Origin of the sequence: Arthrobacter sp. RT-1 (assembly GCF_003367205.1) — a bacterium.
In the GTDB taxonomy this organism is placed as follows: Bacteria; Actinomycetota; Actinomycetes; order Actinomycetales; family Micrococcaceae; genus Arthrobacter.
Map to the genome: position 1 here is coordinate 240,488 of NZ_QRGQ01000040.1, position 22,851 is coordinate 263,338.

The 22,851-nt window shown below is 66.5% G+C and carries 23 protein-coding genes, 1 tRNA gene, 1 other RNA gene and 1 pseudogene; 12 read left to right on the plus strand and 14 right to left on the minus strand.

Annotated features, from left to right (window positions below; genetic code table 11):
* Positions 1 to 24: 24 nt before the first annotated feature.
* The 4 genes from DXK94_RS19310 to DXK94_RS19325 form a co-directional block, all read right to left on the minus strand.
* Complete coding sequence (locus DXK94_RS19310; protein ID WP_115526152.1) at positions 25 to 360, minus strand: serine protease inhibitor; 336 nt, start codon at positions 358 to 360, stop codon at positions 25 to 27.
* Positions 357 to 1,295 (minus strand): 3-methyladenine DNA glycosylase, encoded by a 939-nt coding sequence (locus DXK94_RS19315; RefSeq protein ID WP_115526153.1) that lies wholly within the window; start codon positions 1,293 to 1,295, stop codon positions 357 to 359. Before DXK94_RS19315 ends, DXK94_RS19310 begins: the two co-directional genes overlap by 4 nt.
* Entirely contained in the window at positions 1,264 to 1,833 is a 570-nt protein-coding gene (locus tag DXK94_RS19320; RefSeq protein ID WP_115526154.1) for an SSI family serine proteinase inhibitor, read from the minus strand. The genes DXK94_RS19315 and DXK94_RS19320 overlap by 32 nt, the downstream gene beginning before the upstream one ends.
* A 78-nt stretch (positions 1,834 to 1,911) precedes the next feature.
* Positions 1,912 to 2,379 (minus strand): MarR family winged helix-turn-helix transcriptional regulator, encoded by a 468-nt coding sequence (locus tag DXK94_RS19325; protein WP_115526155.1) that lies wholly within the window; start codon positions 2,377 to 2,379, stop codon positions 1,912 to 1,914.
* 55 nt (positions 2,380 to 2,434) lie between these two features.
* Here DXK94_RS19325 and DXK94_RS19330 point away from each other — a divergent pair, with 55 nt between their 5' ends.
* Both DXK94_RS19330 and DXK94_RS19335 read left to right on the plus strand, forming a co-directional pair.
* Entirely contained in the window at positions 2,435 to 2,695 is a 261-nt protein-coding gene (locus DXK94_RS19330; RefSeq protein ID WP_395930034.1) for a hypothetical protein, read from the plus strand.
* A 134-nt stretch (positions 2,696 to 2,829) separates the two neighbouring features.
* Positions 2,830 to 3,045, plus strand: coding sequence for a hypothetical protein (locus DXK94_RS19335; protein ID WP_079598148.1), 216 nt, complete (start codon positions 2,830 to 2,832; stop codon positions 3,043 to 3,045).
* A 102-nt stretch (positions 3,046 to 3,147) separates the two neighbouring features.
* Here the strand turns inward: DXK94_RS19335 and DXK94_RS19340 are convergent, their stop codons facing one another.
* Positions 3,148 to 4,506: an aspartate kinase gene (locus DXK94_RS19340; RefSeq protein WP_115526156.1), complete on the minus strand. Its 1,359-nt coding sequence runs from the start codon at positions 4,504 to 4,506 to the stop codon at positions 3,148 to 3,150.
* A gap of 220 nt (positions 4,507 to 4,726) precedes the next feature.
* Between DXK94_RS19340 and DXK94_RS19345 the strand changes: the two genes are divergently transcribed.
* The 3 genes from DXK94_RS19345 (at position 4,727) to DXK94_RS19355 (ending at position 8,054) form a co-directional block, all read left to right on the plus strand.
* Positions 4,727 to 5,683: an ABC transporter ATP-binding protein gene (locus DXK94_RS19345; protein WP_115526224.1), complete on the plus strand. Its 957-nt coding sequence runs from the start codon at positions 4,727 to 4,729 to the stop codon at positions 5,681 to 5,683.
* Between the two features lie 84 nt (positions 5,684 to 5,767).
* Positions 5,768 to 6,808 carry an ABC transporter permease gene (locus DXK94_RS19350; RefSeq protein WP_258868625.1) on the plus strand — a complete coding sequence of 347 codons (1,041 nt, stop codon included), beginning with the start codon at positions 5,768 to 5,770 and terminating at the stop codon, positions 6,806 to 6,808.
* Between the two features lie 124 nt (positions 6,809 to 6,932).
* On the plus strand, positions 6,933 to 8,054 hold the full coding sequence (locus tag DXK94_RS19355; RefSeq protein WP_258868626.1) for a hypothetical protein: 1,122 nt from the start codon (positions 6,933 to 6,935) through the stop codon (positions 8,052 to 8,054).
* A 92-nt stretch (positions 8,055 to 8,146) separates the two neighbouring features.
* On the opposite strand, the gene recR is transcribed toward DXK94_RS19355, so the two are convergent.
* From recR to DXK94_RS19375, 4 genes are all read right to left on the minus strand, one after another.
* Positions 8,147 to 8,746 (minus strand): recombination mediator RecR, encoded by a 600-nt coding sequence (gene recR / locus DXK94_RS19360; RefSeq protein WP_079598146.1) that lies wholly within the window; start codon positions 8,744 to 8,746, stop codon positions 8,147 to 8,149.
* Between the two features lie 87 nt (positions 8,747 to 8,833).
* Positions 8,834 to 12,352, minus strand: a complete 3,519-nt coding sequence (locus DXK94_RS19365; protein ID WP_115526157.1) for a DNA polymerase III subunit gamma and tau — start codon at positions 12,350 to 12,352, stop codon at positions 8,834 to 8,836.
* 21 nt (positions 12,353 to 12,373) lie between these two features.
* Positions 12,374 to 12,470, minus strand: an RNA gene (gene ffs / locus DXK94_RS19370) — signal recognition particle sRNA small type.
* A 45-nt stretch (positions 12,471 to 12,515) separates the two neighbouring features.
* On the minus strand, positions 12,516 to 12,839 hold the full coding sequence (locus DXK94_RS19375; RefSeq protein ID WP_115526158.1) for a hypothetical protein: 324 nt from the start codon (positions 12,837 to 12,839) through the stop codon (positions 12,516 to 12,518).
* A gap of 324 nt (positions 12,840 to 13,163) precedes the next feature.
* Between DXK94_RS19375 and DXK94_RS19380 the strand changes: the two genes are divergently transcribed.
* Positions 13,164 to 13,248: transfer RNA gene (locus DXK94_RS19380), tRNA-Ser, on the plus strand.
* Between the two features lie 97 nt (positions 13,249 to 13,345).
* Here the strand turns inward: DXK94_RS19380 and DXK94_RS19385 are convergent.
* A complete protein-coding gene (locus DXK94_RS19385) occupies positions 13,346 to 14,269 on the minus strand; it encodes an oxygenase MpaB family protein (RefSeq protein WP_115526159.1) in 924 nt (307 codons plus the stop codon).
* 573 nt (positions 14,270 to 14,842) lie between these two features.
* Here DXK94_RS19385 and DXK94_RS21750 point away from each other — a divergent pair.
* The 4 genes and pseudogenes from DXK94_RS21750 to DXK94_RS19400 all read left to right on the plus strand — a co-directional run.
* Positions 14,843 to 15,196: pseudogene (locus DXK94_RS21750) on the plus strand (M23 family metallopeptidase); the annotation flags it as partial.
* A 113-nt stretch (positions 15,197 to 15,309) separates the two neighbouring features.
* A complete protein-coding gene (locus DXK94_RS21755) occupies positions 15,310 to 15,522 on the plus strand; it encodes a hypothetical protein (protein WP_258868635.1) in 213 nt (70 codons plus the stop codon).
* 524 nt (positions 15,523 to 16,046) lie between these two features.
* Positions 16,047 to 16,532 carry a glutathione peroxidase gene (locus tag DXK94_RS19395; protein ID WP_104443525.1) on the plus strand — a complete coding sequence of 162 codons (486 nt, stop codon included), beginning with the start codon at positions 16,047 to 16,049 and terminating at the stop codon, positions 16,530 to 16,532.
* A 163-nt stretch (positions 16,533 to 16,695) separates the two neighbouring features.
* Positions 16,696 to 17,625, plus strand: coding sequence for a phosphodiesterase (locus DXK94_RS19400; RefSeq protein WP_115526161.1), 930 nt, complete (start codon positions 16,696 to 16,698; stop codon positions 17,623 to 17,625).
* Positions 17,626 to 17,708: 83 nt separating this feature from the next.
* Here the strand turns inward: DXK94_RS19400 and DXK94_RS19405 are convergent, their stop codons facing one another.
* Both DXK94_RS19405 and DXK94_RS19410 read right to left on the minus strand, forming a co-directional pair.
* A complete protein-coding gene (locus DXK94_RS19405; protein WP_079598139.1) occupies positions 17,709 to 19,346 on the minus strand; it encodes a stealth family protein in 1,638 nt (545 codons plus the stop codon).
* Positions 19,347 to 19,408: 62 nt separating this feature from the next.
* Entirely contained in the window at positions 19,409 to 20,338 is a 930-nt protein-coding gene (locus DXK94_RS19410) for a hypothetical protein (protein WP_115526162.1), read from the minus strand.
* A gap of 148 nt (positions 20,339 to 20,486) precedes the next feature.
* Here DXK94_RS19410 and DXK94_RS19415 point away from each other — a divergent pair, with 148 nt between their 5' ends.
* Both DXK94_RS19415 and DXK94_RS19420 read left to right on the plus strand, forming a co-directional pair.
* Positions 20,487 to 20,786: a type II toxin-antitoxin system VapB family antitoxin gene (locus DXK94_RS19415; RefSeq protein ID WP_009358464.1), complete on the plus strand. Its 300-nt coding sequence runs from the start codon at positions 20,487 to 20,489 to the stop codon at positions 20,784 to 20,786.
* Positions 20,779 to 21,456 carry a LytR C-terminal domain-containing protein gene (locus DXK94_RS19420; RefSeq protein WP_115526163.1) on the plus strand — a complete coding sequence of 226 codons (678 nt, stop codon included), beginning with the start codon at positions 20,779 to 20,781 and terminating at the stop codon, positions 21,454 to 21,456. Before DXK94_RS19415 ends, DXK94_RS19420 begins: the two co-directional genes overlap by 8 nt.
* 6 nt (positions 21,457 to 21,462) lie before the next feature.
* Here DXK94_RS19420 and DXK94_RS19425 read toward each other — a convergent pair whose 3' ends face one another.
* Both DXK94_RS19425 and DXK94_RS19430 read right to left on the minus strand, forming a co-directional pair.
* Positions 21,463 to 22,113, minus strand: coding sequence for a TetR/AcrR family transcriptional regulator (locus tag DXK94_RS19425; RefSeq protein ID WP_079598135.1), 651 nt, complete (start codon positions 22,111 to 22,113; stop codon positions 21,463 to 21,465).
* 36 nt (positions 22,114 to 22,149) lie between these two features.
* The gene (locus DXK94_RS19430) at positions 22,150 to 22,848 is read right to left on the minus strand and encodes a DsbA family oxidoreductase (protein ID WP_115526164.1); all 699 of its coding nucleotides are present in this window, start codon (positions 22,846 to 22,848) and stop codon (positions 22,150 to 22,152) included.
* Between the last annotated feature and the right edge of the window lie 3 nt (positions 22,849 to 22,851).

The window sequence follows — 22,851 nt, forward strand, 5'->3', positions numbered from 1 at the left end:
CCTTTCCGCTGCCGGTCCGCACGCTTAGGTGGCGGTGCCGCCGCCCAAAAGGGGTGCCATGGCGTTCCAGCGCGAAATCTCGCAGCCGTCTGTCCGGCTGAATACGGCTTCGACACGGCGCCCGTGGAAAGTTCCGCTCACCACGGCCACCTGCGGCCCGCCATACTGCTGGGTGCAGAGCCTCGGCGGTGCCGGCGTGGGAAAGAAGATCCGTTCGCCGAACCTCTCCACCACAGCGAGGGCAGCGGCCGGGTCCGGCACCGTTGAGTCCGCAGACGGCGTGCCGTCAGTGGCTTTCAGCCGGAATTCGTATTCGACGGCGGCGGGGTCCTCCCGCAGCCTGATGATGAGATCGATCATTGAACGCCCGCCGATACGGCCGCCAGCGCCAGGGCAAGCCGCTCCCGCAGTACTGCCGCCTCCGCTGCAAAGGACCGCTGGTACTCAACGTAGGCGGCCTTGCCCTGCGGCGTCTCGATCGGGATCGCGGGGTATCCCCATTCGGCCAGGTCATAGGGGGAGGCCTGCATGTCCATGGCGCGGATCCGCCAGGACAACTCGAAACAGTCCATCACCAGTTCGCTGGGAAGCACGGGCAGCAGCTTGTACGCCCACTTGTACAGGTCCATGTTGGCGTGCAGGCAGCCCGGCTGCTCCAGTTGCCGCTGGGTTTCGCGGGTGGGTGCAAACTCGTTCAGGGGAGTGGCATCAGGGGTATAGAAGCGGAACGCGTCAAAGTGCGTGCAGCGGATCCGGTTGTCCTCCACCACCTTGTCCGTGCCCGCCGGTCCGAGACGCAACTGGAGGTACTCGTGCCGCAGGTCGAACCTGTCCTGGTGGTAGACCATGGCCCATTCGTGCAGGCCGAAGCAGCCGAACTGTGCCGGCCGTGCCGCTGTGCCCCGCAGGATGATGCCGGCAAAAGCCACCGCGTCCCTTCGGTCGGCAAGGAAGGCGCTCCGGTCAACGGTGACCGCGGTGCTTCCCGCCGGCAGCCCCAGGGAGGCAAGCTCGCCGTCGTCGAGCATCCGGTAGTGTTTCCAGCCGCTGCGGACGGCCGCTTCCTCACCCGGAAGGACAGCCCCTGCCCCGGGGTGCCAGCGGCGCAACTGGCCGGGTTTTTGCGTGTAATAGGTGAAGAGGAAGTCCTCGACCGGATGTTTCTGCCCGGCGGACCTGCGCGCCAGGTAGGGATCAGCGTAACGGCCGACGCGCTGCTGGTGGGCTTCTTCCCGCGCCCTCCACTCGTCCGCCGCCAGGAGGCTAAGCTGCTCCACCGGCGGCACCAAGAACATCCTTTGCGCCATCCCAGGCGCTGATTTCGCAGCCGTTGGTCCGGGCGAACTCCGTGTCCACGGACACCCCGTCCACCACTCCGGTGACCGTCGCTTTTTGCGGCCCGCCGTACTGTTCCGTGCAGGCCTGGGCGGTGCCGGGAGTTGCCGGGTTCAACAGGGCGGCATTTTCCTTTAGGGCTGCGCAGGCCGCCGCGGCGTCAGGGTGGCTGCTTTCGGCGGAAGGGACACCCGCCTCGCACACCAGCGTATGGCTTACCTCGGGCTCGCCTTCGGCAGGGATGACCGTGATGGCCAGTTCGGCATTGCCCTGGCCCGGGCCCGCAGCGGGCGGCAGCGAAGGGGCCGGAGCCGGCGCCGGAACCGAGGTTTCAGCGTCCGGTGAGGGTAAAGGTGCGGAAGTCCCGGAGGCCGTTGCCGATGGGGAGGAAGGCGTCGCCGAGGGCGACGGTGATCCGCCGTCCGGGGTAGGGGTGCAAGCCGGCATCAGAAGCGCGGCAATTGCCAGGGCTGCCAGGCGCAACCGCATTTTATGCATGGCCCGATGCCTCTTTCATCCTTCGATTCTAGCTGCTGTGCTGGGCCTGTTCCGGGCCGCGCCGGAGCCCCCGCGCCCCTAGGGACGGCCTTCGGCCGTGGCGGCGATGAGGCCCATCATGGACGCATGCAATTCGGCGACCTGCTCCCGCGTGAGCCCGAGCCGTTCCATCATGGTCCCGGGAACCTGCAGTGCCTGCTGCCGCAGGGCTGCTCCTTGTGGGGTCAGTTCGACGGCGAGCGCCCGCTCGTTCCCGTCTGCCCGGCCGCGCGTGATGAGGCCGGCCGCCTCGAGCCGGCGGAGCAGCGGTGAAATGGTGGCCGGTTCCTGCGCCAGCGCTTCGCTGATGTTCCGCACGGTCCGGGGGCTGGTTTCCCAAAGGGACAGCATCACGAGGTACTGCGGGTGCGTCAGGTTGAGTTTCTCCAGCACGGGCTTGTAGGCCCCCACCACGCTCCGTGCCGCGACCGTGAGGGCGAAGCACAGTTGATGCTCCAGGAGCAGGTCGTCGTCCTGTCCGGCGTCTGCCGTTGCCGCGGTCTTCAAGGCGTCCTCCAATTGTTAGTGCACTAATTATTAGCGTACACTGTTGGTAGGAAATATGGGAAAGGGGCCGGACATGGGCAAGGGCAACTCGGAGTATCAAGGCAACGCCTCGCAGCGGTTCATGCGGGCCACCGGCAAGCTGCGGGCCATCTTCGGTCCAGCCAACCGATCCTCCCTGGTTCACGACATGACCGAGGAGAACCGGCGGCTGCTCGCACTGCGGGAAGCCGAAAGCCAGCAGTGGGAGACCATCACGCGGCCGGACGGCAGCACCTACGTTGTTCCCAGGAACCCCGACGACAAGTCCCTGCGTTGACCGCGTGGCGTTGCCCTGGCTGCACCCCGCCCGGCGGAGCCTTTTCCCGGGCTGCGGCGTAAAATAAGGGCACTGGCACCCGAAAATGCCAGAAAACTCTTTGCCCCGGCATACCGGGAAGGGGGTGGAAAACAATGCCACATGTACTCAGCGGGTTCATGAGCGCGACAGACAGGCTCCGCTTCTTCTTTGGGCCTGCCACCCGGCTGGACACCGATACGCCCGTAGTGCACAAGCATGACGAATTCGAGCAGGCCTCGGAGGAGGATCTCTCGCACTTCGTGGTGGAAACCGACTCGACCGGACACCACTACGCCGTACGCCGCGAAGACCTGGACCGGGAGGCCTGAGCCGCCCGTTGCAGGATCCACCAGCCCACGCAAAAGCCGGGCCGCCTTCCGAAAGTTTGGAAGGCGGCCCGGCTTTTGCGTGGGCAAACGGTTGGTTGCCGCTTAGCGGCCCGTGCCGCCGTAAACGGTTGCTTCGTTGTCGCTGTCCAGCTCAAACGCCTTGTGGATCACGCGGACTGCCTCGTCGAGGAGGTCAGCATGGGTGACAACGGAGATGCGGATCTCGGAGGTGGAGATCATGTTGATGTTGATGCCGGCGCCGGACAGGGCCTTGAAGAATGTCGCCGAAACGCCGGGGTGGGAGCGCATGCCGGCGCCGATCAGGGAAAGCTTGCCGATCTGCTCGTTGTATTCGATGCTCTCGAAACCGATCTGGTCCTGTGCTGCGTGCAGGGCGGTGAGGGCGTCGGCGCCCTCGACGATGGGCAGCGTGAACGAAATGTCCGTCCGTCCGGTGCCGTGCGTGGATACGTTCTGCACGATCATGTCGATGTTGGAGTGGGCGTCGGCGATGACCTGGAAGATTGCGGCTGCCTTGCCGGGGATGTCCGGAACGCCCACAACTGTGACCTTGGCTTCGGAACGGTCGTATGCAACGCCGGAGATGATTGGCTGCTCCAAGGCAACTCCCTCTTGAGTGGTGATCTTGTCTTCGGCGCTGGGAATGACCCAGGTGCCTTCATGCTGGCTGAATGATGAACGGACGTGCAGCGGCACGCCGAACCTGCGGGCATACTCGACGCACCGGAGGTGCAGGATCTTGGCGCCGGAGGCTGCGAGTTCGAGCATTTCCTCGCTGGAGATGGTGTCGATCTTCTGTGCCGAGGGGACAACGCGGGGGTCGGCCGTGTAGATGCCGTCCACGTCGGTGTAGATCTCGCAGACGTCGGCTTCCAGTGCGGCGGCAAGCGCCACGGCGGTGGTATCTGAACCGCCGCGCCCCAGGGTGGTGATTTCGTTGGTGGCCCGGCTCATGCCCTGGAACCCGGCAACGATGGCGATGTTCCCCTTGTCGAGGGCTGTGCGGATCCGGTGCGGATCGACGTCGATAATGCGGGCCTTCCCGTGGATGCCGTCAGTGATCATGCCGGCCTGGGAACCGGTGAAGGACTGGGCGGAGGCGCCGAGCTTGTTGATGGCCATGGCCAGCAGCGCCATGGAGATGCGCTCGCCGGCGGACAGCAGCATGTCCATTTCACGGGCGGGGGCGGAATCGGTCACCTGCGCGGCGAGGTCCAGGAGTTCGTCCGTGGTGTCACCCATGGCGGACACCACAACCACTACCTCGTTGCCGGCTTCCTGGGCGTCCACCACGCGCTTGGCGACGCGTTTAATGCCGTCGGCGTCCGCCACGGAGGATCCGCCGAACTTCTGCACGATGAGCTGTTTCGTCACCGCACGGCCGGTGGGCAGCACCTGGGGCTGCGTTGTGTTGTGCACTTCGGTAGTGGGCGTACTCATGCGCGTACCTTCACTGGATCAATTGGAGTTCTGGAGGTCAGGCAGCCTGACGCCAGGACGGCGCGACTTCCTCCGACAGTTTATCGCCGCCCGCAACGCGGCGTTGAATTGTGACCGAATCTCCGCCCGCAGGAGGAGGGCCGGGGAAGGACGGCGGGCGTACGCTCAAGTGATCGGATGCATAAAACTGTGGGGGACAGGTGCGTGGAACATGGCAATGATGTCGGAAACATCGGAAGGACCGGACGGGCCGGCGCCCGACGGCGGTATTACGGCCAGGGCGGTCAGCCGCAGCTTCGGCGCGGTGCACGCCGTCGAGCATATGGACTTCCATGCCCCGGCCGGCAAAGTCACGGCCCTGATAGGGCCGAACGGCGCAGGCAAGACAACACTCCTGCTGATGCTGGCATCGCTGCTGGCACCGGATGAGGGAAGCATCAGCGTCGGCGGGCTTGACCCCAGCCGGAACCGGGCCGAGGTCCGCAGCAGGCTCGGCTGGATGCCTGACACCCTGGGCGTCTGGGAGTCACTGACCGCGCGCGAGATCCTCACCCAGATGGCCCGCTTCTACCGGCTTCCCGCGGCCGGCATAGGGCAAAGGGTTGCTGAGATGCTGCAACGCGTCCGGCTGGCCGACCTCGCCGACCAGCCCGCCCGCGTCCTCTCCCGGGGACAGCAGCAACGGCTCAGCCTGGCACGTGCATTGATCCATGATCCCTCCGTCCTGCTCCTTGACGAGCCGGCATCGGGGCTGGACCCGGGCTCGCGGGTGGAGCTTCGGATCATGCTGCGGCAGCTTGCGGCTGAGGGCAAAGCAGTGGTGGTGTCCTCCCACGTCCTGAGCGAACTTGATGAAATCGCTGACGGCGCCGTGTTTGTGAACAAGGGGCGTACCGTCCGGCAGCAGACCACCGAGGAGGCCGCCGCCGGTGGCCGGCGGTACGCCATTACGGCATCGGACACCTCCGCGCTTGCCGCCACACTCACGGAGCTTGGCCTGGTGTTCCGCGCTGAGGACGGGCGCCGCCCGGGCGTGAGCCTCACCCTTCCCAGCGAAGGGGACGCGGAGAGGCTCCTGCGCGATCTGGTGCTCGCCGGCGTCGGCATCACTTCCTTCGCTCCAGCGGCCGGAGCCCTGGAAGAGACGTACATGAACCTCGAGGGGGAGCGGCAATGAGCCAGCTGACAGGCAACCGGGAGGACACCTCCCGCTCAGGCGTGGCAGCGGCCTACCTGGCCGGCATCGGCCATGTGGTGGCCGTTGGAACTGAAACAGCGGCTGCGGTCGCGCGGCTGGTACATCATGCTGGCCATCTGGTTCCTGCTGACGGGGCTGGTCACGTGGCTGACGTGGGCAAGCTGGAATGCCTCGCAGGCCGCCCAGCGGGCCTTCGGCATGCCCCCGGAGTCCAGCGGCCCGGGCTCCATGATTTTCGAGGTGGTCCTGGCGTTCGTCCTGTTGTTCGCCCTGCTGGTGGCGCCTGCCTTGTCAGCCAATGCGGTGAACGGCGACCGGGCCGGCGGAACACTTGCCATCCTTCAGGTAACCCTGCTGGAACCCGGCCAGATCCTGTGGGGAAAGTTCTTTGCCGCCTGGCTCGCGGCGTTGGGCTTCCTCGTTGCCAGTACGCCGTTCCTGGTCATCGGCGTGGCGCTCGGCGGGCTGACCCCGGGCCACGTGCTGGTGTCACTGCTGATGCTTGCGGTGGAAGTGGGCGTCGTGTGCGCCCTGGGCGTCGGCATCTCGGCGCTCACCGGCCGGCCGCTGTTTTCGATCGTGGTGACCTACCTTGTGGTGGCCGGCCTGGTTTTCGGAACACTGATTTCCTTCGGCCTCGGCACGGGGCTGACACAGGGAACGGTAATGGCCAACAACGCCCAGTACCGGGAATATGCGCCGCTGCAGTCCGGCCCTTTTGAACCGACGTACACCTGTTCCGGCCCGCTCCGCGAGCAGCCGGCACTCCACACCGAGCGCGTGGCGTGGACGCTGGGAATGAATCCCTTCGTGGTGGTGGCGGACGCGATTCCGTACCGGGACCGCACCAACCAGCAGGGTTTCCCGTCCGTGGGGGCGATTGAAGGCATCAGCCAGGCAGCGCGTCAGGCAATGGCAGGGCCGGAGGGTACCGTGCCGTGTGCGAACGGGATTGTGCAGCCGGCCTACCTGGGGCAAAAGACACCGCTGTGGCCCCTCGGCCTTGGCCTTCAGCTGGTGCTGGCAGGGCTTTTGATGTGGCTGGGCTGGCGTGCCCTCCGGACGCCTGCCCGCCGCCTTGCCCGGGGTACCCGCATCGCCTGAGCATGCAAGCTCTGGACAGGCCCGCGGCGTGGGACCACGATGGGACGTGATGGAGTTCGTGCGGCCGGCGTGCCTGCCGGTTTCAGCCGGGGCTGGGGCCTGACCAGGGAAAGGTGGGTCCCCCGTGGCCGACGACCCGCAGACATCTGTTGATTCGATGGCCGATCCCTATTTCGAGCCGATCGGGCCAGGCGCTTTTCCGCCGCTGCCGAACGACAAAGACATCGACAACGACGGCGACGACGGGCGGCCGGGCCGCGATGCCCGGCGTTTTGTGGCGGCTGGCTTTGTGGCGGCCGGGCGGGCGGCCGTGGCCGACGTGCTGGGAACCGTCCGGACACTTCGGTTCTGGGCAGTTGCCGTGGCTGGCCTCTGCGCCACATGGGCCGTTGTTGCCGCCCTGGTGCTCCTGCCGGGAACGGCCGGAGATTCCACGGAATGGGTGCCCACCCCGGTCGTTGCGTACGTGATGGCTTCTTCGCTGTTGCCGGCTACGGCCGCCTTGGTGGCAATGCACTGGGGTATGCGGTACTGGGCGCCGGCGGCCGCCGGCGGGGATCCGGAGCGCAGGATCTTTGCTGCCGTGCTCGCTGCAGCGTTGCGTGGCCTGGTCTTCGCGGTGCTCATCCTCACCACCCTGCTGCTGCAAGCGGCGGCCGCCGGTGAACCCGGGACTGCGGCGGCCATTTCGGCCGGCGTCGCAGTGGTTGAAGGCGCGCTCTTCGGAGGCATGGGGGTGGCTGTTGCCGCGCTGGGGTGGCGTGCTGGCCGGACGCGTGTTGCCGGCTGGGCTCTGGCATTGTTCCTGGTGGCAGGAAGTGTTGCAGCTGCTGCTTTCCTGGTGCCCGCCGTCCGGACAGAGGAACCGGTCACAGTTGCCCTGAACATCGAGCGGGCGCCGGATGGATCCACCGTCGCCTACGAGTGCTCAGCCGTTTCGGTGGGGGTAGCGGAGGTGTACCGGACGGAGCGGGTTATGTGGCTCCCCGCTGCCAGTCCCAGCGTTCTGTTTGTGATGTTGGCCGGAGACGCCGGCACCGGCGCCGGACTCATCAGGTCCCTGTCAGCGGCATTCCAGGAAGCGGCAGACGGAACCCAGGTGCTGTGCGTCAATGGTGAACCGCGGAGCAGGGATGCACAGCGCATGCCGATGGCCGCGGTAGGGCTTCTCCTGCAGGCAGCGGTGGCAGGTGCGCTGCTGTTAGGTGCACACGCGGCAGCGGACCGCCGTCGCCGGTCCGCCTAGCGGGCGCATGCTGCGCGGCTGGCAGAACTCCGCGGCAAGTACGCCCCTTCGCGCAGCCGGGTTCCCTGCCGGTGCCCGCAGGGGCGGGGCGGTCAGGTCAGTGCGTTCCGCCGGCCTTCGAAGGCGCGTCCCAGGGTGACTTCGTCCGCGTACTCCAGGTCTCCGCCTACGGGGAGGCCTGACGCAAGCCGGGTGACTGCGATGCCAATGGTCTTGAGCATGCGTGCCAGGTACGTTGCCGTCGCCTCGCCCTCCAAGTTGGGATCGGTGGCGATGATGACTTCCTGGATGGCACCGTCATTGAGCCGTGTCAGCAATTCCCGGATCCGCAGCTGCTCGGGGCCAATGCCGGCGATCGGATTGATGGCTCCACCCAAAACGTGGTACCGGCCGCGGAACGAGCGCGTGCGCTCTACGGCCAGGACATCCTTGGATTCCTCCACCACGCAGATGACCGCTGGGTCGCGGCGGGGGTCACGGCAGATGTTGCAGAGCTCCTGCTCGGTAACGTTGCCGCAGACCGTGCAGAATTTGACCCGGTCCTTGACCGTGGTGATTGCGTCCACCAGCCGTTTCATATCCTGCGGGTCTGCTTCAAGGATGTGGAACGCCAGCCGCTGTGCGGATTTGGGTCCCACGCCCGGAAGGCGTCCGAGCTCGTCTATCAGCTCCTGGACAGCACCTTCGTACACGATTTCCTCTTTATCTTGGTGTGGACAGCGGGTAAAGCAAAGGCATCCGGAGCACCGCCGGCCGGTTCAATGGCCGGCCTTTAACCGTCAGTATCGGGGCGGGAGGGGGCTTCCGTCGGCGGAGCGCTCCTCAATCAGCTTTCCGCCCAGAATACGCTCCACCGCCGCGCGCCCGAACACACCGGACTCCTCGATGGTCTCATCGTCAGCGCTGGGGATGTCCTGGACATAGCTGGCGGCAGCCGCAACCGCCCGGGCAGGTGCCTTGGCGCGGCCAGCCTCGGCTTCAGGACTGTTGGACAGCCGCTGGTAAAGGCTTTGCCGGGTTTCTCCGCTGCCGGCCCCGGGCGTTGCGACCGGAGAAGGCGCGCTTGCCCTGGAGGCCGCGGGGACAGGCGAACCGGCAGGGGTTGGCCGGGGCGGAGCGGCCGTGACGGGAGCGGCAGCGGGCGCAGCCGACGCCATGGCGTACTCCGGGGCCCGAACGCGCTCAGGTTCGGGCGCTGCCGGGACCGGGAAAGACGGCGCTGGGGAGGCCGAGCCTGGTGATGCAGAACCAAGGGACGCCTGTACTGGGGTTGCCTCCCCCGGGAAAGATTGTCCGGGTGCCACCGGCTGTGCCCGGTCCTCAAGGGAAGAGGCAGGGGCTGAGGCAAGACCCCAGTCCGGTTCCGCGGGCAGCCCGGAAGTGGTGACGGGGATGGACGGCGGCACCTGGGCTGTGGCGGGTTCGTAGCGGGGCGCTGCTTCCGGCCCGGCCCCCGTGCCGGAAGTGGCGGGGGAAGGCGTCCTGCCCACGTTGCTCTCGTTCCCGACAACCCACACCCCGGGCGCCTGTTCGACGGCACGGGCCCAAGGATCGTGGGCAACATCGGCAGCGGCGGGACGGTGCGCCGCCGCAGCTCCGGGCGCGGCGGTTTGGTCCTGCTTGTCCTGGCTTCCGGAGCTGCGGGGAGCCGGTGCCGGTGCAGCTGGAGCGGGGCGGCTTACCCCTCGGTTGGAAGACGGCTCCCAATCCAAAGGGGGTTCCTCATCCAGCGGTGGAGCGTCTTCGTCGCGGGGCGCTCCCCAGTCGTCGTCCGAGTACGAGTAGTCCCCCGCCAGTGGGGGGTAAGAATTGGTTCCGGCTGATGCGGGGGCGAGAGCCTGGGGCTGGGAGGGCACACCTGCGGCCGGACGCCCACTTGCTTCCCGGGACGGGCGGGCAGGGTTCGCGTCCTCGGGGTGGGCAGGCGCGGGGCCGGTGGCTGGTGCTGCCGCTCCAATGCCTGGCACCGCACTGCTGCCGGATGCACTACCTTGGCGGATGCCGTCAGGGCCGGGCCCTTCGCTGCGCCTTTCGACGTTGGGAGTGTGCCCGGACCCGGAAGGTGTTGGCGCCGGTGTGGCCGCGCCTGCGGGGGAACTGGAAGATCTCGGCACCGGCACGGATGTGGCTGGCGCGGGCACCAGCCCCCAGGCGACGTCAGCTGACGTGGCCGGGGTTGTATGGCTGACTGGCGCTTTTGGGTTTGGCTCAGAGCTCGCTTGCACGCCGCCGCCGCCGGCCACCGCGTTGATCTGGCAGTCGATGCCCACCGTTTTGTGGATCGCCTGGCGCAGGTTGTCCGAATGGTCGGCACGGCCGAAGGCGCCGGCCAGTCCGGACGTCGTGAACGAAAGGGTGAGAACCGCTCCGTCGAAGGCGCTCACCTGCGCGTTGGGTTCCACAAGGGCCCACGTGCTGCGCTTGATCTTGGACAGGGTCTGCAGGACATCCGGCCAGGCGCGGCGCAGGACTTCGACGTCGCCCATTGCTGCGGGGGCAGCCGCCGGGGCGAGGCTGGCGGCAGGGGCATTGCCGGGGCCGTTGGCTGGGCCGCCGGCGACGGCAGCCGCGGCCGGGCGGGCGCCGGCGGGACCGTTGGCGGCACGTTCCACTCCGGCGGCAGGTACCGGGGGAGCGACCGGCGCAGGAACGGAACGTTCGGGGGCCGGGCGTGCAGGTGGCGGGCCATCAGGTGACCGGCGGACAGCCGAGGTTTCGTCCACGGGCCAGTCATTGGTGCTCACGCGGGGAGCCGTCAGGGGTGTCCGGGCGGCGGCATCCGACGATGCACTGCCGCCAGGGGCGGGAACGCCCCGGCCGGCTTCAGCGGCTGCTGGCTCCGGCGTCACAGGTTGGCGCGATTCCTCCCGTGGCGGGGCCGCAGGCACCCCTGCGGGTTCCGGATGAACCGGGCGCACTCCGGCAGGAGAAGCGGGCTCGGCCTGAGCAGCCTGACCATCGGGTGCCGCGACGTGCGGAGCGGCTGCGGGGGAGGCTGCAGTTCCGCGTGCCGCCTTGGGAGCGGGGGCAGCGGCAGCTGGAGCGGCAGCTCCGGCGCCGGCCGCACCCATGCCGGCGGGAGCACCGACGTCGTTCCCGGCGTAGTTGAGGCGCCGTTCCACCCGGTCAATCCTTGCGGCCATGCCGCGCTCGTTCTGCTCGGAGCTGGGCAGCAGGATGCGGGCGCACAGCAGCTCGAGGTGCAGCCGCGGGGATGTGGCACCGGTCATCTCGGTCAGCGCCGTGTTGGTGACGTCAGCCGCCCGCGACAACTCGGCGGCGCCCAGGTTATGGGCCTGGTTCTGAAGCCTGGCGATCTGGTCCGCGGGCATTCCCCGAAGGATGGTCTGGGCGCTCTCCGGCATCGCCTGGACAATGATCAGGTCGCGGAAGCGCTCCAGCAGGTCCTCGACAAAGCGGCGGGGGTCATGGCCGGTTTGAATGACCCGGTCCACCGCCCGGAAAACGGTGGCGGCATCAGAAGCAGCCACCGCCTCAACGACGTCATCGAGGAGCGAAGCGTGGGTGTAGCCGAGCAGTGCGACGGCGAGCTCGTAGTCCAGGCCGTTGGGACCGGCGCCGGCCATGAGCTGGTCCAGCACGGAGAGCGAGTCGCGGACGGACCCTCCGCCGGCGCGGATGACCAGCGACAGCACGCCGGGAGCCACCGGGACGTTTTCCTGGTTGCAGAGCAGTTCCAGGTAGGCCATCAGGGGCTCGGGCGGCACCAGGCGGAAGGGGTAATGGTGGGTGCGGGAGCGGATGGTCCCGATGACCTTGTCCGGCTCGGTGGTGGCGAAGATGAACTTGATGTGTTCCGGGGGTTCTTCAACGATCTTCAGCAGGGCATTGAACCCGGCGGACGTCACCATGTGGGCTTCATCGATGATGAAGATCTTGTAGCGGTCCCGGACGGGGGCGTACGTGGCCCGTTCACGGAGATCACGGGCATCGTCCACGCCACCGTGGCTGGCGGCATCGATCTCGATGACGTCCAGCGATCCTGACCCGCAACGGGCAAGTTCGACGCAGCTTGGGCACGTGCCGCAAGGGGTGTCGGTAGGGCCTTCGGCGCAGTTCAGGCAGCGTGCCAGGATGCGGGCCGACGTGGTTTTACCGCAGCCCCTGGGACCGGAAAAGAGGTAGGCGTGGTTGACGCGGTTTTTCCGCAAAGCCGTCATCAGCGGCCCGGTGACGTGCTCCTGCCCGATGACGTCTGCGAACGAGTCGGGACGGTATCTGCGGTAGAGGGCGGTAGTAACTGTCACAGAGAAAACCCTACCAATCCGGGCTGACATCCTGCCGCCCTGTGGGGGAATAGTAAAGACCCCCCATGCACCCGCCAGAGCCCGCCTACCCTTGCTACCTTCCGGTCCTGGGGGAGTTCAACAGGATGACGCCACATGAGGGGCCGTCAGATACTTTACCCGAACATCCGGTCCGACTCGAATCGGCTGTCCGTCAGCGCCAGCCCTGCACCTGCCAGCTCATAAAAGCCGGCTCTTCATAAGGATGGGCGGCGCGCAAGGCGGCAACGACGGCGGCCAGAAGGGGCTCCTCGACCACGCACTCAATCCGGTCCTCCGCCACCTTTTCGCTCCTGCCCACCTGCCCAACGAACGGCTCGGCGCCATCCCGCGGAGTGAAGGAGCCGGTGCCGGGTGAGACGAAGGAACAGTGGGAGTAGTTGCCAATCCTGCCTGCCCCTGCGTCACCGATGGCCTTCAGGACCAGGTCCGTGTGGGTAGCAGGCGTGTAGGCCACCAGGGCGTGCAGCTCCGTCATGCTTTCTATCGTGCCCGAAGCTTTAGTGGATTCCCCTGATTTCCATTGCCAATCCCTTCGCCACCCACGATCATGGGTATGTACACCGATTGGGGCAATCTCCAGATTGTGAGCTGTGTGGCCTGGCTGAACGGGGCCGGACCCGGCAGCTCAACGGGGTACCAATGGAATGGGCGCGTTGGGGGCGTCCATTTCGGCGTTAAGCCGCAGGAAGGTCCGGCTGAAACCGGGCGCCGCGGATTCGAAAACGGCGCGTAAACGGCCGATTGGGCGATGCGCGAAACATCAGGTACTCTAGTATCTGCTTTTGATTCAGAAGCAGCTGGAGAATTCGCCTAGCGGCCTATGGCGCACGCCTGGAACGCGTGTTGGGTTAACGCCCTCGGGGGTTCAAATCCCCCATTCTCCGCCGGTTAAGAACCCGGTCCCACATAGTGGGGCCGGGTTCTTGCATTTGCAGCCGCTGCCGGATCCTGGCTATGTCCACACCGTTCCTGGGGCAAGGGTTATCCCTCGTCTGCCACTGGAACGCCGAGGCGCCGCAGCCGGGTCCGGGCGGCCAGTTCGCTGGGTCCCCGTGGGCCGAGGGCAAGGCGGACGACGCCGAGAACGGCTTTTGTGGCCAACTTCACCGGCAGCGGGAACGGGCCCAGCCGTGGAACATCCAGTCCGAGCATCTGCCGGTACCTTGGCTCAAGGCTGTACACGGCTCCCGCGAACAGGATCCGGTAGCCGGGCCGCAGCAAGGGATGCAGTGGCGCGTTGCGGATGAACTCCACGGTTTCCGCCACCCGCCCGTCGACGCGCAAGTCGCCGTTTTCATACCAGCGGTCCAGCTGGCGGCGCATCTCCGTCTCGGTGAGCGGCGGTTGGGGCACGCCCATCAGCCTGCCCGCCTGCGCCCACTCCCTGACGTAAGCGTCCGGTCCGCCCGGAATGGCGCCGCCCCAAATTTTGTGGGCCGTGAGAAAAGCGTCCGTAAAGGCAATGTGGATCCAGCTGGCAAGTTCGGGGTCATTGGCGCTGTAACTGCGCACCGCTCCCTGATTGTCGCTGTAATTTCCTTGGACCGGCTCGTGCAGCCGGCGGACCATGCGTGAGGCCTCCTCAGCCGCCCCTTTCGAGCCGTACGTGACCGTGAAGATCCAGCGGATGGTGTTGGCCAGCCGGCCCAACGGGTCTTCGCGGAAATTCGAGTGTTCATGGACTCCGGCCAGGGCGCCTGGATGGAGTGACTGCATCAGCAGCGTCCGGATTCCTGCCACGATGGGGGACATTGAACCGTGCACGGCCCAGACCGCAGAACCGGGCAGGTGGTAGCCAGGGTCATCCCCTTCTTCCAGCCGCAACGCCCAGTCCGGTGGCGCATCGGCCTTGCCCGTAAAGGTCTTCTTGAGTTCGTCCTGCCATTTCCGGAGGAAACTGCGCATAGCCCATTGTCGCCCATGCCCCTGTCCCATGGGCCGGTGCGCAGGCAGCTGCGTCCCCCAAATATCCACAAACTTTGGCCCAAGGGTTTTCCCATGGTTACGCCCATATGTTCAGATAGAACTTACCCGTCAAGACAGAGTGCGGGTGGCCAAATTTTTGGGGTTAAATTGGGCAAGCATTCAGGAATGGCCAAGAACAGGCGCGCCAGGCGTCGCGGTGTTGCCGCGGCGCGGGCGTTGGCAGTTACCGGCGCGCTGGCGGTATCCATCGGCGCACTGAATGTGTCCGGCGGTCCCCAGGAATCCCAGGTGCTCGAGGCGTCCAGCACCCAGGCCGGCGGTGTCTCGGGCAGCGCGGTGGCCTCCGGCACCGGACCACAGTGGCCCTCCTATGATGTCGGGCTTTCATCGTCGTTCAACCCGAAGCCCGGGGCCCTGGCTCCCGCCGTACTCACGGACTCCCACATTGCTGTGTCCTTCCCTCGGACGCTCGTCAGCAGTTCCCGTCCGGAATGGGCACTTACAGCGTCAGTTGGGCTCAACGGAATTGGCAGGCCGCCGGCGGGTTACCTGATGGCACCCCTGGAGCTGCTGAACGCCAGCTCGCCCTACGGTTTCCGTGTGAGCCCGCTTACGGGTGAACCGGGAGAATTCCACCTGGGCCAGGACTATGCCGCTCCCTGCGGAACGCGGGTCTACGCTGCTGACTCCGGCGTGGTCCGTGCCGCCGGGTGGCATCCCTGGGGCGGCGGCAACCGCGTGGAGATTGACCATGGCAACGGCCTGATCACCACGTACAACCACCTCGAGTCCGTCGCGGTCCGCAGTGGGGACAGGGTGCACGTGGGACAGGTCATCGCCCGCGTGGGCAGCACCGGCTGGTCTACCGGGTGCCATCTGCACTTTGAGACCATCCTGGACGGCACGCACACCAGCCCCCTCAACTGGGGCCTGATTCCGCTCCGTGCCCTCGTGGGATCCGGACCTGGGCAAACGTCGTACGCGCCAGGTGCAGGCTCGCCGTCTGACACCCCAACCAGTTGGACCATCCCGGACAAGCACGGCGTTGTGCCGCTGCTGCGAGGTGTCGGGGCAAAGACGCCGACGACGACGGCTCCCGCGTCGTCGCCGACGGCACCGCCAGCACCGCCTCCCTCGATTGCCGCACCGGCACCGGCGCCTTCGCCGTCACCTTCGCCCACCGGGCCGTCACCTACTCCGACCGGGCCGTCACCGTCGCCGACCCCGACTGAGCCGTCTCCGACCGGGCCGTCACCGTCGCCGACCCCGACTGAGCCGTCTCCGACCGGGCCGTCACCTACGCCGACTGGGCCGTCACCTACGCCGACTGGGCCGTCACCGACCCCGACTGAGCCGTCCCCGTCACCGACCGGGCCGTCACCTACGCCGACTGAGCCGACGCCTACGCCTACGCCGACAGAGCAGTCGCCAACACCTACCCCGACTCAATCGACGCCTACTCCTACGCCGACTGAGCCGACGCCGACACCTTCGACGACCCAGCCGACGCCGTCGCCCTCGCCGGAACCTACGGCCACACAGCCATCGGCCACGCCCGCTGCACCAGGGGAACCGGCGGTGCCGGAAACCTGCCCGGCGGCCGGGACAGTAGCCGATGCCGGGACGACGGGGGGCCAAGCCCCGGTGCCGGACGCCGAAGCCAGAAGAATTGCCCAGGAAACTCTCAGTCCGGAACAGTACCTTGAGTGGTTGGCAACGAATTATCCGTGTGGACAACTACCTGAGGACGCAACCATTGGCACAGCTGTACCGGGTCCCGCTGACCCTCAATGACGGAACCGAAACCGACTTCGGCAGATTCAGGGGCAAAGTGGTGATGGTGGTCAACGTGGCCTCCAACTGCGGCTTCACACCGCAGTACACCGGCTTGGAGACGCTCTACGGAAAATTCCGCGACCGCGGCTTCGAGATCCTGGGTGTGCCCTGCAACCAGTTCGCGGGGCAGGAGCCCGGAAGCGACAGCGAGATCGCTGAGTTCTGCCAGCGCAACTTCGGCGTCAGCTTCCCGCTGACGGTGAAGTCGGATGTGCGGGGCAAGGGCCAGCATCCGCTCTACGCCGAGCTCACCAAGTTCAAGAGCGGGCTGCTGCCGGGGTTGGTGAAATGGAACTTCGAAAAGTTCCTGGTCAGCCGCGACGGGCAGGTGGTGGACCGGTTCGCGCCCACTGTGGAGCCGGACTCGGCTGAGGTCATCGACGCCATCGAAAGGGCTCTCGGCTGAAAAACCGGCGCTTTCCCGAATCCCGTCTGCAAAAGCGCAGTTCTTTCATTTTTTTCCACATCGGCTACGGCGATTTGCCCAAAGTTTGCCAAATGTCTGATTGGATAAATATTACTGAAGGGTACCAGGGAAGCGCCGTTTCCCACCGACCACAGAGGTAGCAATGGAGCACATCGAGGCCGAGCATCCCCGGCCACGCCACTTCCTACTCCACCTGAGCGATCCCCACCTGTTGGGAGGTCCGGACCCCCTGTACGGCGTCGTTGACAGCGAAGCGCGCCTCACCCAGCTCTTCGAAGAAGTCAAAGCGTCCGGGGCGAAGCCGGAGGCCGTGATCTTCACCGGCGATCTCGCGGACAAGGGCCATCCCGAGGCCTATGTAAAGCTCCGCGCCATCGTGGAACCCGCCTGTGAGGACCTGGGGGCGGAAGTCATCTGGGCCATGGGCAACCACGACAACCGGGCCAACTTCCGCGCCGGTTTGCTGGACCAGCCCGGCAATGATGCCCCGGTGGACAACAGCTACTTCATCAACGGGCTCCGGGTTATCACCCTGGACACCTCCGTGCCCGGCTACCACCACGGCGAGCTCAGCGACGCGCAGCTGGAGTGGCTGGGCCGGGAGCTGGACACACCTGCGCCGGACGGAACCATCCTGGCCCTTCACCATCCACCCGTCCCGTCCGTCCTGGACCTCTCGGTGCTGGTCGAACTGCGGGATCAGTCGTCCCTTGCGGCAGTGGTCCGGAATTCCGACGTCCGCACCATCCTGGCAGGCCACCTGCACTACTCCAGCACGGCAACGTTTGCCGGGATTCCCGTCTCGGTGGCCTCGGCTACCTGCTACACGCAGGACCTGAACGTGCCGGTGGGCGGAACCCGCGGGCAGGACAGCGGACAGGCCTTCAACCTGGTGCACGTCTACGAGCACACGATCGTCCACTCGGTGGTCCCGCTGGGCAGTTCGACGACGGTGGGCGAGTACGTGGCCCCGGAGGAGACAGAGCGGCGCCTGGCCGCCGCCGGGATCCGGATCCCCGAGACCGCCAAGCAGCCAAGCAGCGCCCGGGTGGGTGTGTCCTCCGGCCGCTAGGAACGCCTAACGCTGAAGGCCTGTCCCCGCGGGGACAGGCCTTCAGCGTTGGCGCACTGTGTAAGGCTCTGCCTTACGCCGCTCTACTTTTCCCAGGGAGCCTTGATGGGGAAGTACTTTTCCAGGAAGTCGGTGACCAGCGCCGCCCGCTCGTCCGCGCTCACTTCAGGAAAACTGCCGTCGTTGAGGCAGAAGAAGTCCACGTTCCGCTTGGACAGGAGCTTCGGAAGATAGTTGAGCCCGGTCCGCATGGTGGTGTCCACGTAACGTACTTTCGCGGCGGTCTGCGTGACCGCGCGTCCGGTCAGCAGCGCGTAGTAGTGGTAGAACGAGTTGGTGACCGAGATGTTGTCCGCGGCACGGAACCGGCTGGCAGCCGTTTTGCGGAATTCCTCCGGGAACTCCTGCTCCATTTTGCGCACCAGGCTCCGGCGCAGCGGTGCAGCGCAGTGCTCCAGGTGGCGTGTGGTGATCCGGCCGAACCGGTTCCACAGCAGCTTGCGGTTCACCCGGGCGGCGTTCTCGAACCCGCTGCGCTCGGCCGCGTTCTCCCCAAGGCCGATCCTGGTCTCCGCCTCAATGAATTTCGTGATCCCGCCCGGCGTGAAGAACAGGTCCGGGCTGACCGGGCGGCCGAAGAACATGTCGTCGTTGGAGTACAGGAAGTGCTCCGAGAGGCCTTCGATGTGGTGCAGCTGGCACTCCACCGCCTGCGAGTTGTGGGTGGGCAGCACCGAGGGATCGGCAAAGAACTCCTCGCTGCGCACGATGGTCACCGAAGGATGGTCTGCCAGCCAGGCGGGGGCGGGGGAGTCCGTGGCGATGAAGATGCGGCGGATCCACGGCGCGAACATGTAGACGGACCGCAGCGCGTACTTCAGTTCGTTGATCTGCCGGAAGCGGGCTTCGTGGTCGTCGCCCTCACCCAGCACCACGTCCTTCTGCTGGGCGCGGCGGGCGGCGATGTACTCGGGGGAGCTTCCGTCCACCCAGGAGAAGACCAGGTCGATGTCGAAGCTGATATCGCTTGCATGGTCGGCGAACATGTTCTCGATGGTGGGCCAGGTGTGGCCGTAGCGTTCCACCGTGCCGCGGACGGCGTCCTGCCGCAGCAGGGTCCTGCGGGTCAGGGAGTTCTCGATGGGAAGGATCAGTTCCTCCCCTTCGAAGGACCACAGTTCGATCTGCACACCGGCTGAGGCGCCGAATTCGAAGCCGCCCACGGGCTCCACCCGCGGCCGGTACAGGCGGAAGATCCGCGCCTGCCGGTTGGACGAGAGTTCGCCGTCCGCGACGAGTACCGAGGTTTTTTTCTTCGCGTCCACGGTCATGGAGTAGAAGGGCTCGTCCCGGCACGCCTCCACCAGGGCCGCCCGGAGCTTCTTGCGGTTCTTCCAGTCCAGGGCGATCACAGGGCGGTCATTGTTGCCCCGGACCAGGAGGTAGGCCAGGCCCGCATTCGCCAGCACGTTGCGCAGGAACAGCAGGTCCTCCACCATGGCCTGGTAGGGGGTCCTGTTGTCATTGATGACGGCATAGCGGCCCTTGTGCCGGATGACGTCCGGGCGGAGCCTGAAGCGCTGTACAGCAGCTGCTGACGTCACCTCTGAATGAAATTGTTCTTCTACGGACGCCTGGCCGCCGTAGTAAACCTCGTCCTGAACCGGTGCTTCTGTAATGGTTGTCTCCGTGCTGGTCAAAGTAAGCCTTCCTACCTGCATGATAGCCGCGCGTGGGAAACGGCATGTTTCGGCCGGTGCATCCGGCCCGGTGCCGGCAGGGCTTAGGCGCCCAGCGCCTCCCGCCAGCTGCGCAGGAAGGCGCCGCCGGCGTCGTCGTGGATGATCGTTGCCTCGAGTCCCAGATCCGCTGCAGTGAGGACATCATACGGCTTGTCCGGGACGCCGTCCGCAGGGCGGACATCCACATGCTTCACGGCATGGTCGTTGTGGTGCAGCCAGTCTGCCATGGCGTAGTCCGTGCGGGAGTCGCCCACCGTCCGCCAGGCCTCCGGCGTAATGCCCTGCGCCGCGAGGAGCTCCACCGCCCGGCTGGCTCCAAGGTCCTTGCCAAGCCGCACCGATTCAATGTCGGTGGAGATGATGGTGGGGTCCACGCGGTAGTCCACCTCGTCGTCGGAGTCCGGGGCATGGTGGTCCAGCCGGACCACCCCCAGCCCGTGGCGGCCCATCAGCTCCATGGCATCGGCGTCGAAGAGTTTTTGTTCGGCCAGGTAATCAGAACTCGGCACATCGATGTGCTGCTCCACCGACACCATGGCCCGTTTGGTTTCGTCAAAGAACATGTGTGAGGAGTAGTCCTCGGCCACCAGGCGGCGGATGTCGTCCCCGTACGCTGCTGGCACGGCCAGGTCCCGGTCCACATGGATGGGCCCCGGCCCGGCCGAGGTGTAGCTGAACCACACGGCACCCTTTTCACAGACCGCGTGGATGATGGTGCCGGTGGGGATGCCGGCTTCGATCATGGGCTCCATGACCTGTTCCCGGATGAAAGCATCGGAGCGGCCGGTATTGAAGATCACCGGAATTCCTGCTGCCGCCAGGGCTACCAGGTCCGCGATGATTTCCGGTTTGACGTCCCGGGTCAGCGGGCTCGCCACCGGCCCGTCAACGTCGAGCAGGAGCGCCAGCGGCGGGCAGGACGGCAGGCGGACGCCGGGCAGGGAAATGGCGGGGGACTCGGATGCTGTCATGCCTCCATTCTGTCAGCAGGGCCGGAAACTCCCGGAGCGGACAGCCGAAAGCCGCCCCCGTGTGGCGGATGGTCACCGTTTGGCTACAACCTGCCGCCGGCAGGGCTGGGCACTTTCGCTGGGCCGGCGGGATGCCTAGGGTGGCATGGTGATATTCAAAGCTGTGGGCGAGGGCCGCCCTTACCCCGACCATGGTTACAGCACGCCCAAGGAGTGGGCTTCGCTGCCGCCGCGGCCGGTCCGGCTGGACGAACTGGTGACCACCAAACGCACCCTGGACCTGGAAGCGCTGCTGGCCGAGGACTCCACCTTTTTCGGCGACCTTTTCCCGCACGTGGTGCAGTACCAGGGAACCCTTTACCTGGAGGACGGCCTGCACCGCGCAGTCCGGACCGCCCTGCACCAGCGCACCGCGATCCACGCCCGGGTCCTGGTGCTCGATGGCTAGGAAACGGCCGAAGGACCCGAGCGTCCTGCACGGCCACCACGTTGTAAGCGGCCCCGAGCTGCGCGCCACTTTTCAAGAGGCCGCCCAGGACGCGGACGATGCCGCCCGGGTGCGCCGCCGGGTCCTGCACGGCGTGGTCCTGGTGCTCCTCATCGGCCTGATCGCCGCGGGCATCATCGCCGCCCTGGCCATCATCAACGGGAAACTGGCCATCCCCACCGCCGAATCTGCCCAGGAAACGGTGTCCACCTGCCCTGCGGGAACGTTCGACTACACCCCGCCTGAACAGATCAACCTCAATGTGTACAACTCCACCAGCCGGCCCGGGCTGGCCCGCTCGGTGGCGGACGAGTTTCTGGCCCGGAAATTCGTGGTGGGCGCCGTGTCCAATACAGAGGCCGGCTACCGGGGTGTGGCGGCGGTGATCTCCGGGGCTGCGGGACAGTCTGCGGCCTTCAGCGTCCAGCGGAACCTGCCCGGTTCCGACTACTTCCAGGACGGCAGGACGGACGGCAGCGTGGACGTGATCCTCTCCCAGGACTATGCCGCCCTCGCCCCGCCGGACCTGGTGGACCAGACCCCTGGCCAGCTCAGCTGCCCCCGGGAAAGCCGCCGCGTTGCCGACGACGACAAGCGTCCTGTCAACCCGTCCCCCGCGCCCACCCGCTAGAAATCGCTAGCCGGCCACGGCGGGAAGCGGGGCGAGGCGGACGGGGCGGCCGGCGTCGTCGAACCTGGCTCCGGCACCCAGCTGGATGAACCGCACCGTCCTGGCGACGCGCGCCTCCAGCTCCTCCGGCTCATCGCTGCCCCTGGCCGCGCTGGAGGACAGCGTCCCAAGGATCAGCTGCGCCTGCTGGCCGATGTCCGCTGCCGGCAGGTAGCCCTGCTCCATGCCGGCGCGCAGGATGCCCTGCAGCAGCACGCTCAGCTCGCCCACGTGGTCCGCGAGTTTGGCAAAGGACGACGGCGACAGCACGGCCCCCATGGCAGGGCCCGGCGGCAGGTGGCGGCGGCTGAGGTCCACCACCTGGGCCCGCACGTACAGGGCCAGCTGTTCCACCGGGTTGTCCAGGCGGTTGAGGGAGTCGCGCAGTTCCGTCAGGAACTTCTCAGTCTCCTCCAGGGCATACGCGATCAGCAGCTCTTCGATGTCCGCGTAGTAGTTGTACACCGCGGTACGGCCCACTCCGGCGTGCCGCGCCACGTCCGTCATGGTCAGGCCGGGCAGGCCGTGGGAGAAAAGGAGTTCGCCGAAGGCCGTCAGGATGCGGCGCTGGGTGTCCGCGCGCTGCTCGGCATTGCTGGCCGCTGAGATCCGGGGCATACAGACACTTTACCGCGATGTGTCAGTAAACGGCTGCTAGACGGAGCAGCCGTCCGGGCCGCAGGCGTCACCCTCGCCGGAGTTGACCAGCACCAGGGGGTTGGCGTCCTGCCAGGCCTGGTTCAGTGCCGCAGTGAACGTCTCCGTTGGCTGGGCGCCGGACAGGCCGAACTTCCGGTCGATGACAAAGAACGGGACGCCGCTGATACCCAGGGACCGGCCCTCCTCGAAATCGAAGCGGACGTCGTCGGCGTACTTGTCCGTAGTGAACAACTGGTCCACCTCCTCGGCATCGATGCCGAGGCCGCGGCCAAGCGACGCCAGGTACTCCCGGCTGCCGATGTCCTTGCCGTGCTCGAAGTGGTCGCTGAGCAGGCGCTCCTTGGCAGCATCCTGCTTGCCGTGTGCGGCCGCAAGGTGGATCAGGCGGTGTGCGGTGAAGCTGTTGGCCACCACCACCGAATCGAATCGGTAGTTCAGGCCCTCGCCCCTGGCCTGCTGTGCAACATGGTCGAACATCTGCGAAACCTGCTGCGGAGCCATGCCCTTGCGGGTGCTCAGGTACTCCAGTTCGGTGCCGTCGTAGTGCTCGGGAAGGGTTGGGTCCAGCTGGTAGCTGCGCCACACCACCTCTACCGCATCCTTGTGCGGGAAGGCGGACAGGGCGGCCTCAAAGCGGCGTTTGCCGATGTAGCACCACGGGCACGCGACGTCTGACCAGATCTCAATCTTCATGCT

What these genes read in the sequence shown, in the direction of transcription:
- DXK94_RS19310 (WP_115526152.1), bottom strand. Translation starts at nt 360, where the DNA reads ATGATCGATCTCATCATCAGGCTGCGGGAGGACCCCGCCGCCGTCGAA.
- DXK94_RS19315 (WP_115526153.1), bottom strand. Translation starts at nt 1,295, where the DNA reads ATGTTCTTGGTGCCGCCGGTGGAGCAGCTTAGCCTCCTGGCGGCGGAC.
- DXK94_RS19320 (WP_115526154.1), bottom strand. Translation starts at nt 1,833, where the DNA reads ATGCATAAAATGCGGTTGCGCCTGGCAGCCCTGGCAATTGCCGCGCTT.
- DXK94_RS19330 (WP_395930034.1), top strand. Translation starts at nt 2,435, where the DNA reads ATGGGAAAGGGGCCGGACATGGGCAAGGGCAACTCGGAGTATCAAGGC.
- DXK94_RS19335 (WP_079598148.1), top strand. Translation starts at nt 2,830, where the DNA reads ATGCCACATGTACTCAGCGGGTTCATGAGCGCGACAGACAGGCTCCGC.
- DXK94_RS19340 (WP_115526156.1), bottom strand. Translation starts at nt 4,506, where the DNA reads ATGAGTACGCCCACTACCGAAGTGCACAACACAACGCAGCCCCAGGTG.
- DXK94_RS19345 (WP_115526224.1), top strand. Translation starts at nt 4,727, where the DNA reads ATGTCGGAAACATCGGAAGGACCGGACGGGCCGGCGCCCGACGGCGGT.
- DXK94_RS19365 (WP_115526157.1), bottom strand. Translation starts at nt 12,352, where the DNA reads ATGTCAGCCCGGATTGGTAGGGTTTTCTCTGTGACAGTTACTACCGCC.
- DXK94_RS19375 (WP_115526158.1), bottom strand. Translation starts at nt 12,839, where the DNA reads ATGACGGAGCTGCACGCCCTGGTGGCCTACACGCCTGCTACCCACACG.
- DXK94_RS19385 (WP_115526159.1), bottom strand. Translation starts at nt 14,269, where the DNA reads ATGCGCAGTTTCCTCCGGAAATGGCAGGACGAACTCAAGAAGACCTTT.
- DXK94_RS19400 (WP_115526161.1), top strand. Translation starts at nt 16,696, where the DNA reads ATGGAGCACATCGAGGCCGAGCATCCCCGGCCACGCCACTTCCTACTC.
- DXK94_RS19405 (WP_079598139.1), bottom strand. Translation starts at nt 19,346, where the DNA reads ATGCAGGTAGGAAGGCTTACTTTGACCAGCACGGAGACAACCATTACA.
- DXK94_RS19410 (WP_115526162.1), bottom strand. Translation starts at nt 20,338, where the DNA reads ATGACAGCATCCGAGTCCCCCGCCATTTCCCTGCCCGGCGTCCGCCTG.
- DXK94_RS19420 (WP_115526163.1), top strand. Translation starts at nt 20,779, where the DNA reads ATGGCTAGGAAACGGCCGAAGGACCCGAGCGTCCTGCACGGCCACCAC.
- DXK94_RS19425 (WP_079598135.1), bottom strand. Translation starts at nt 22,113, where the DNA reads ATGCCCCGGATCTCAGCGGCCAGCAATGCCGAGCAGCGCGCGGACACC.
- DXK94_RS19430 (WP_115526164.1), bottom strand. Translation starts at nt 22,848, where the DNA reads ATGAAGATTGAGATCTGGTCAGACGTCGCGTGCCCGTGGTGCTACATC.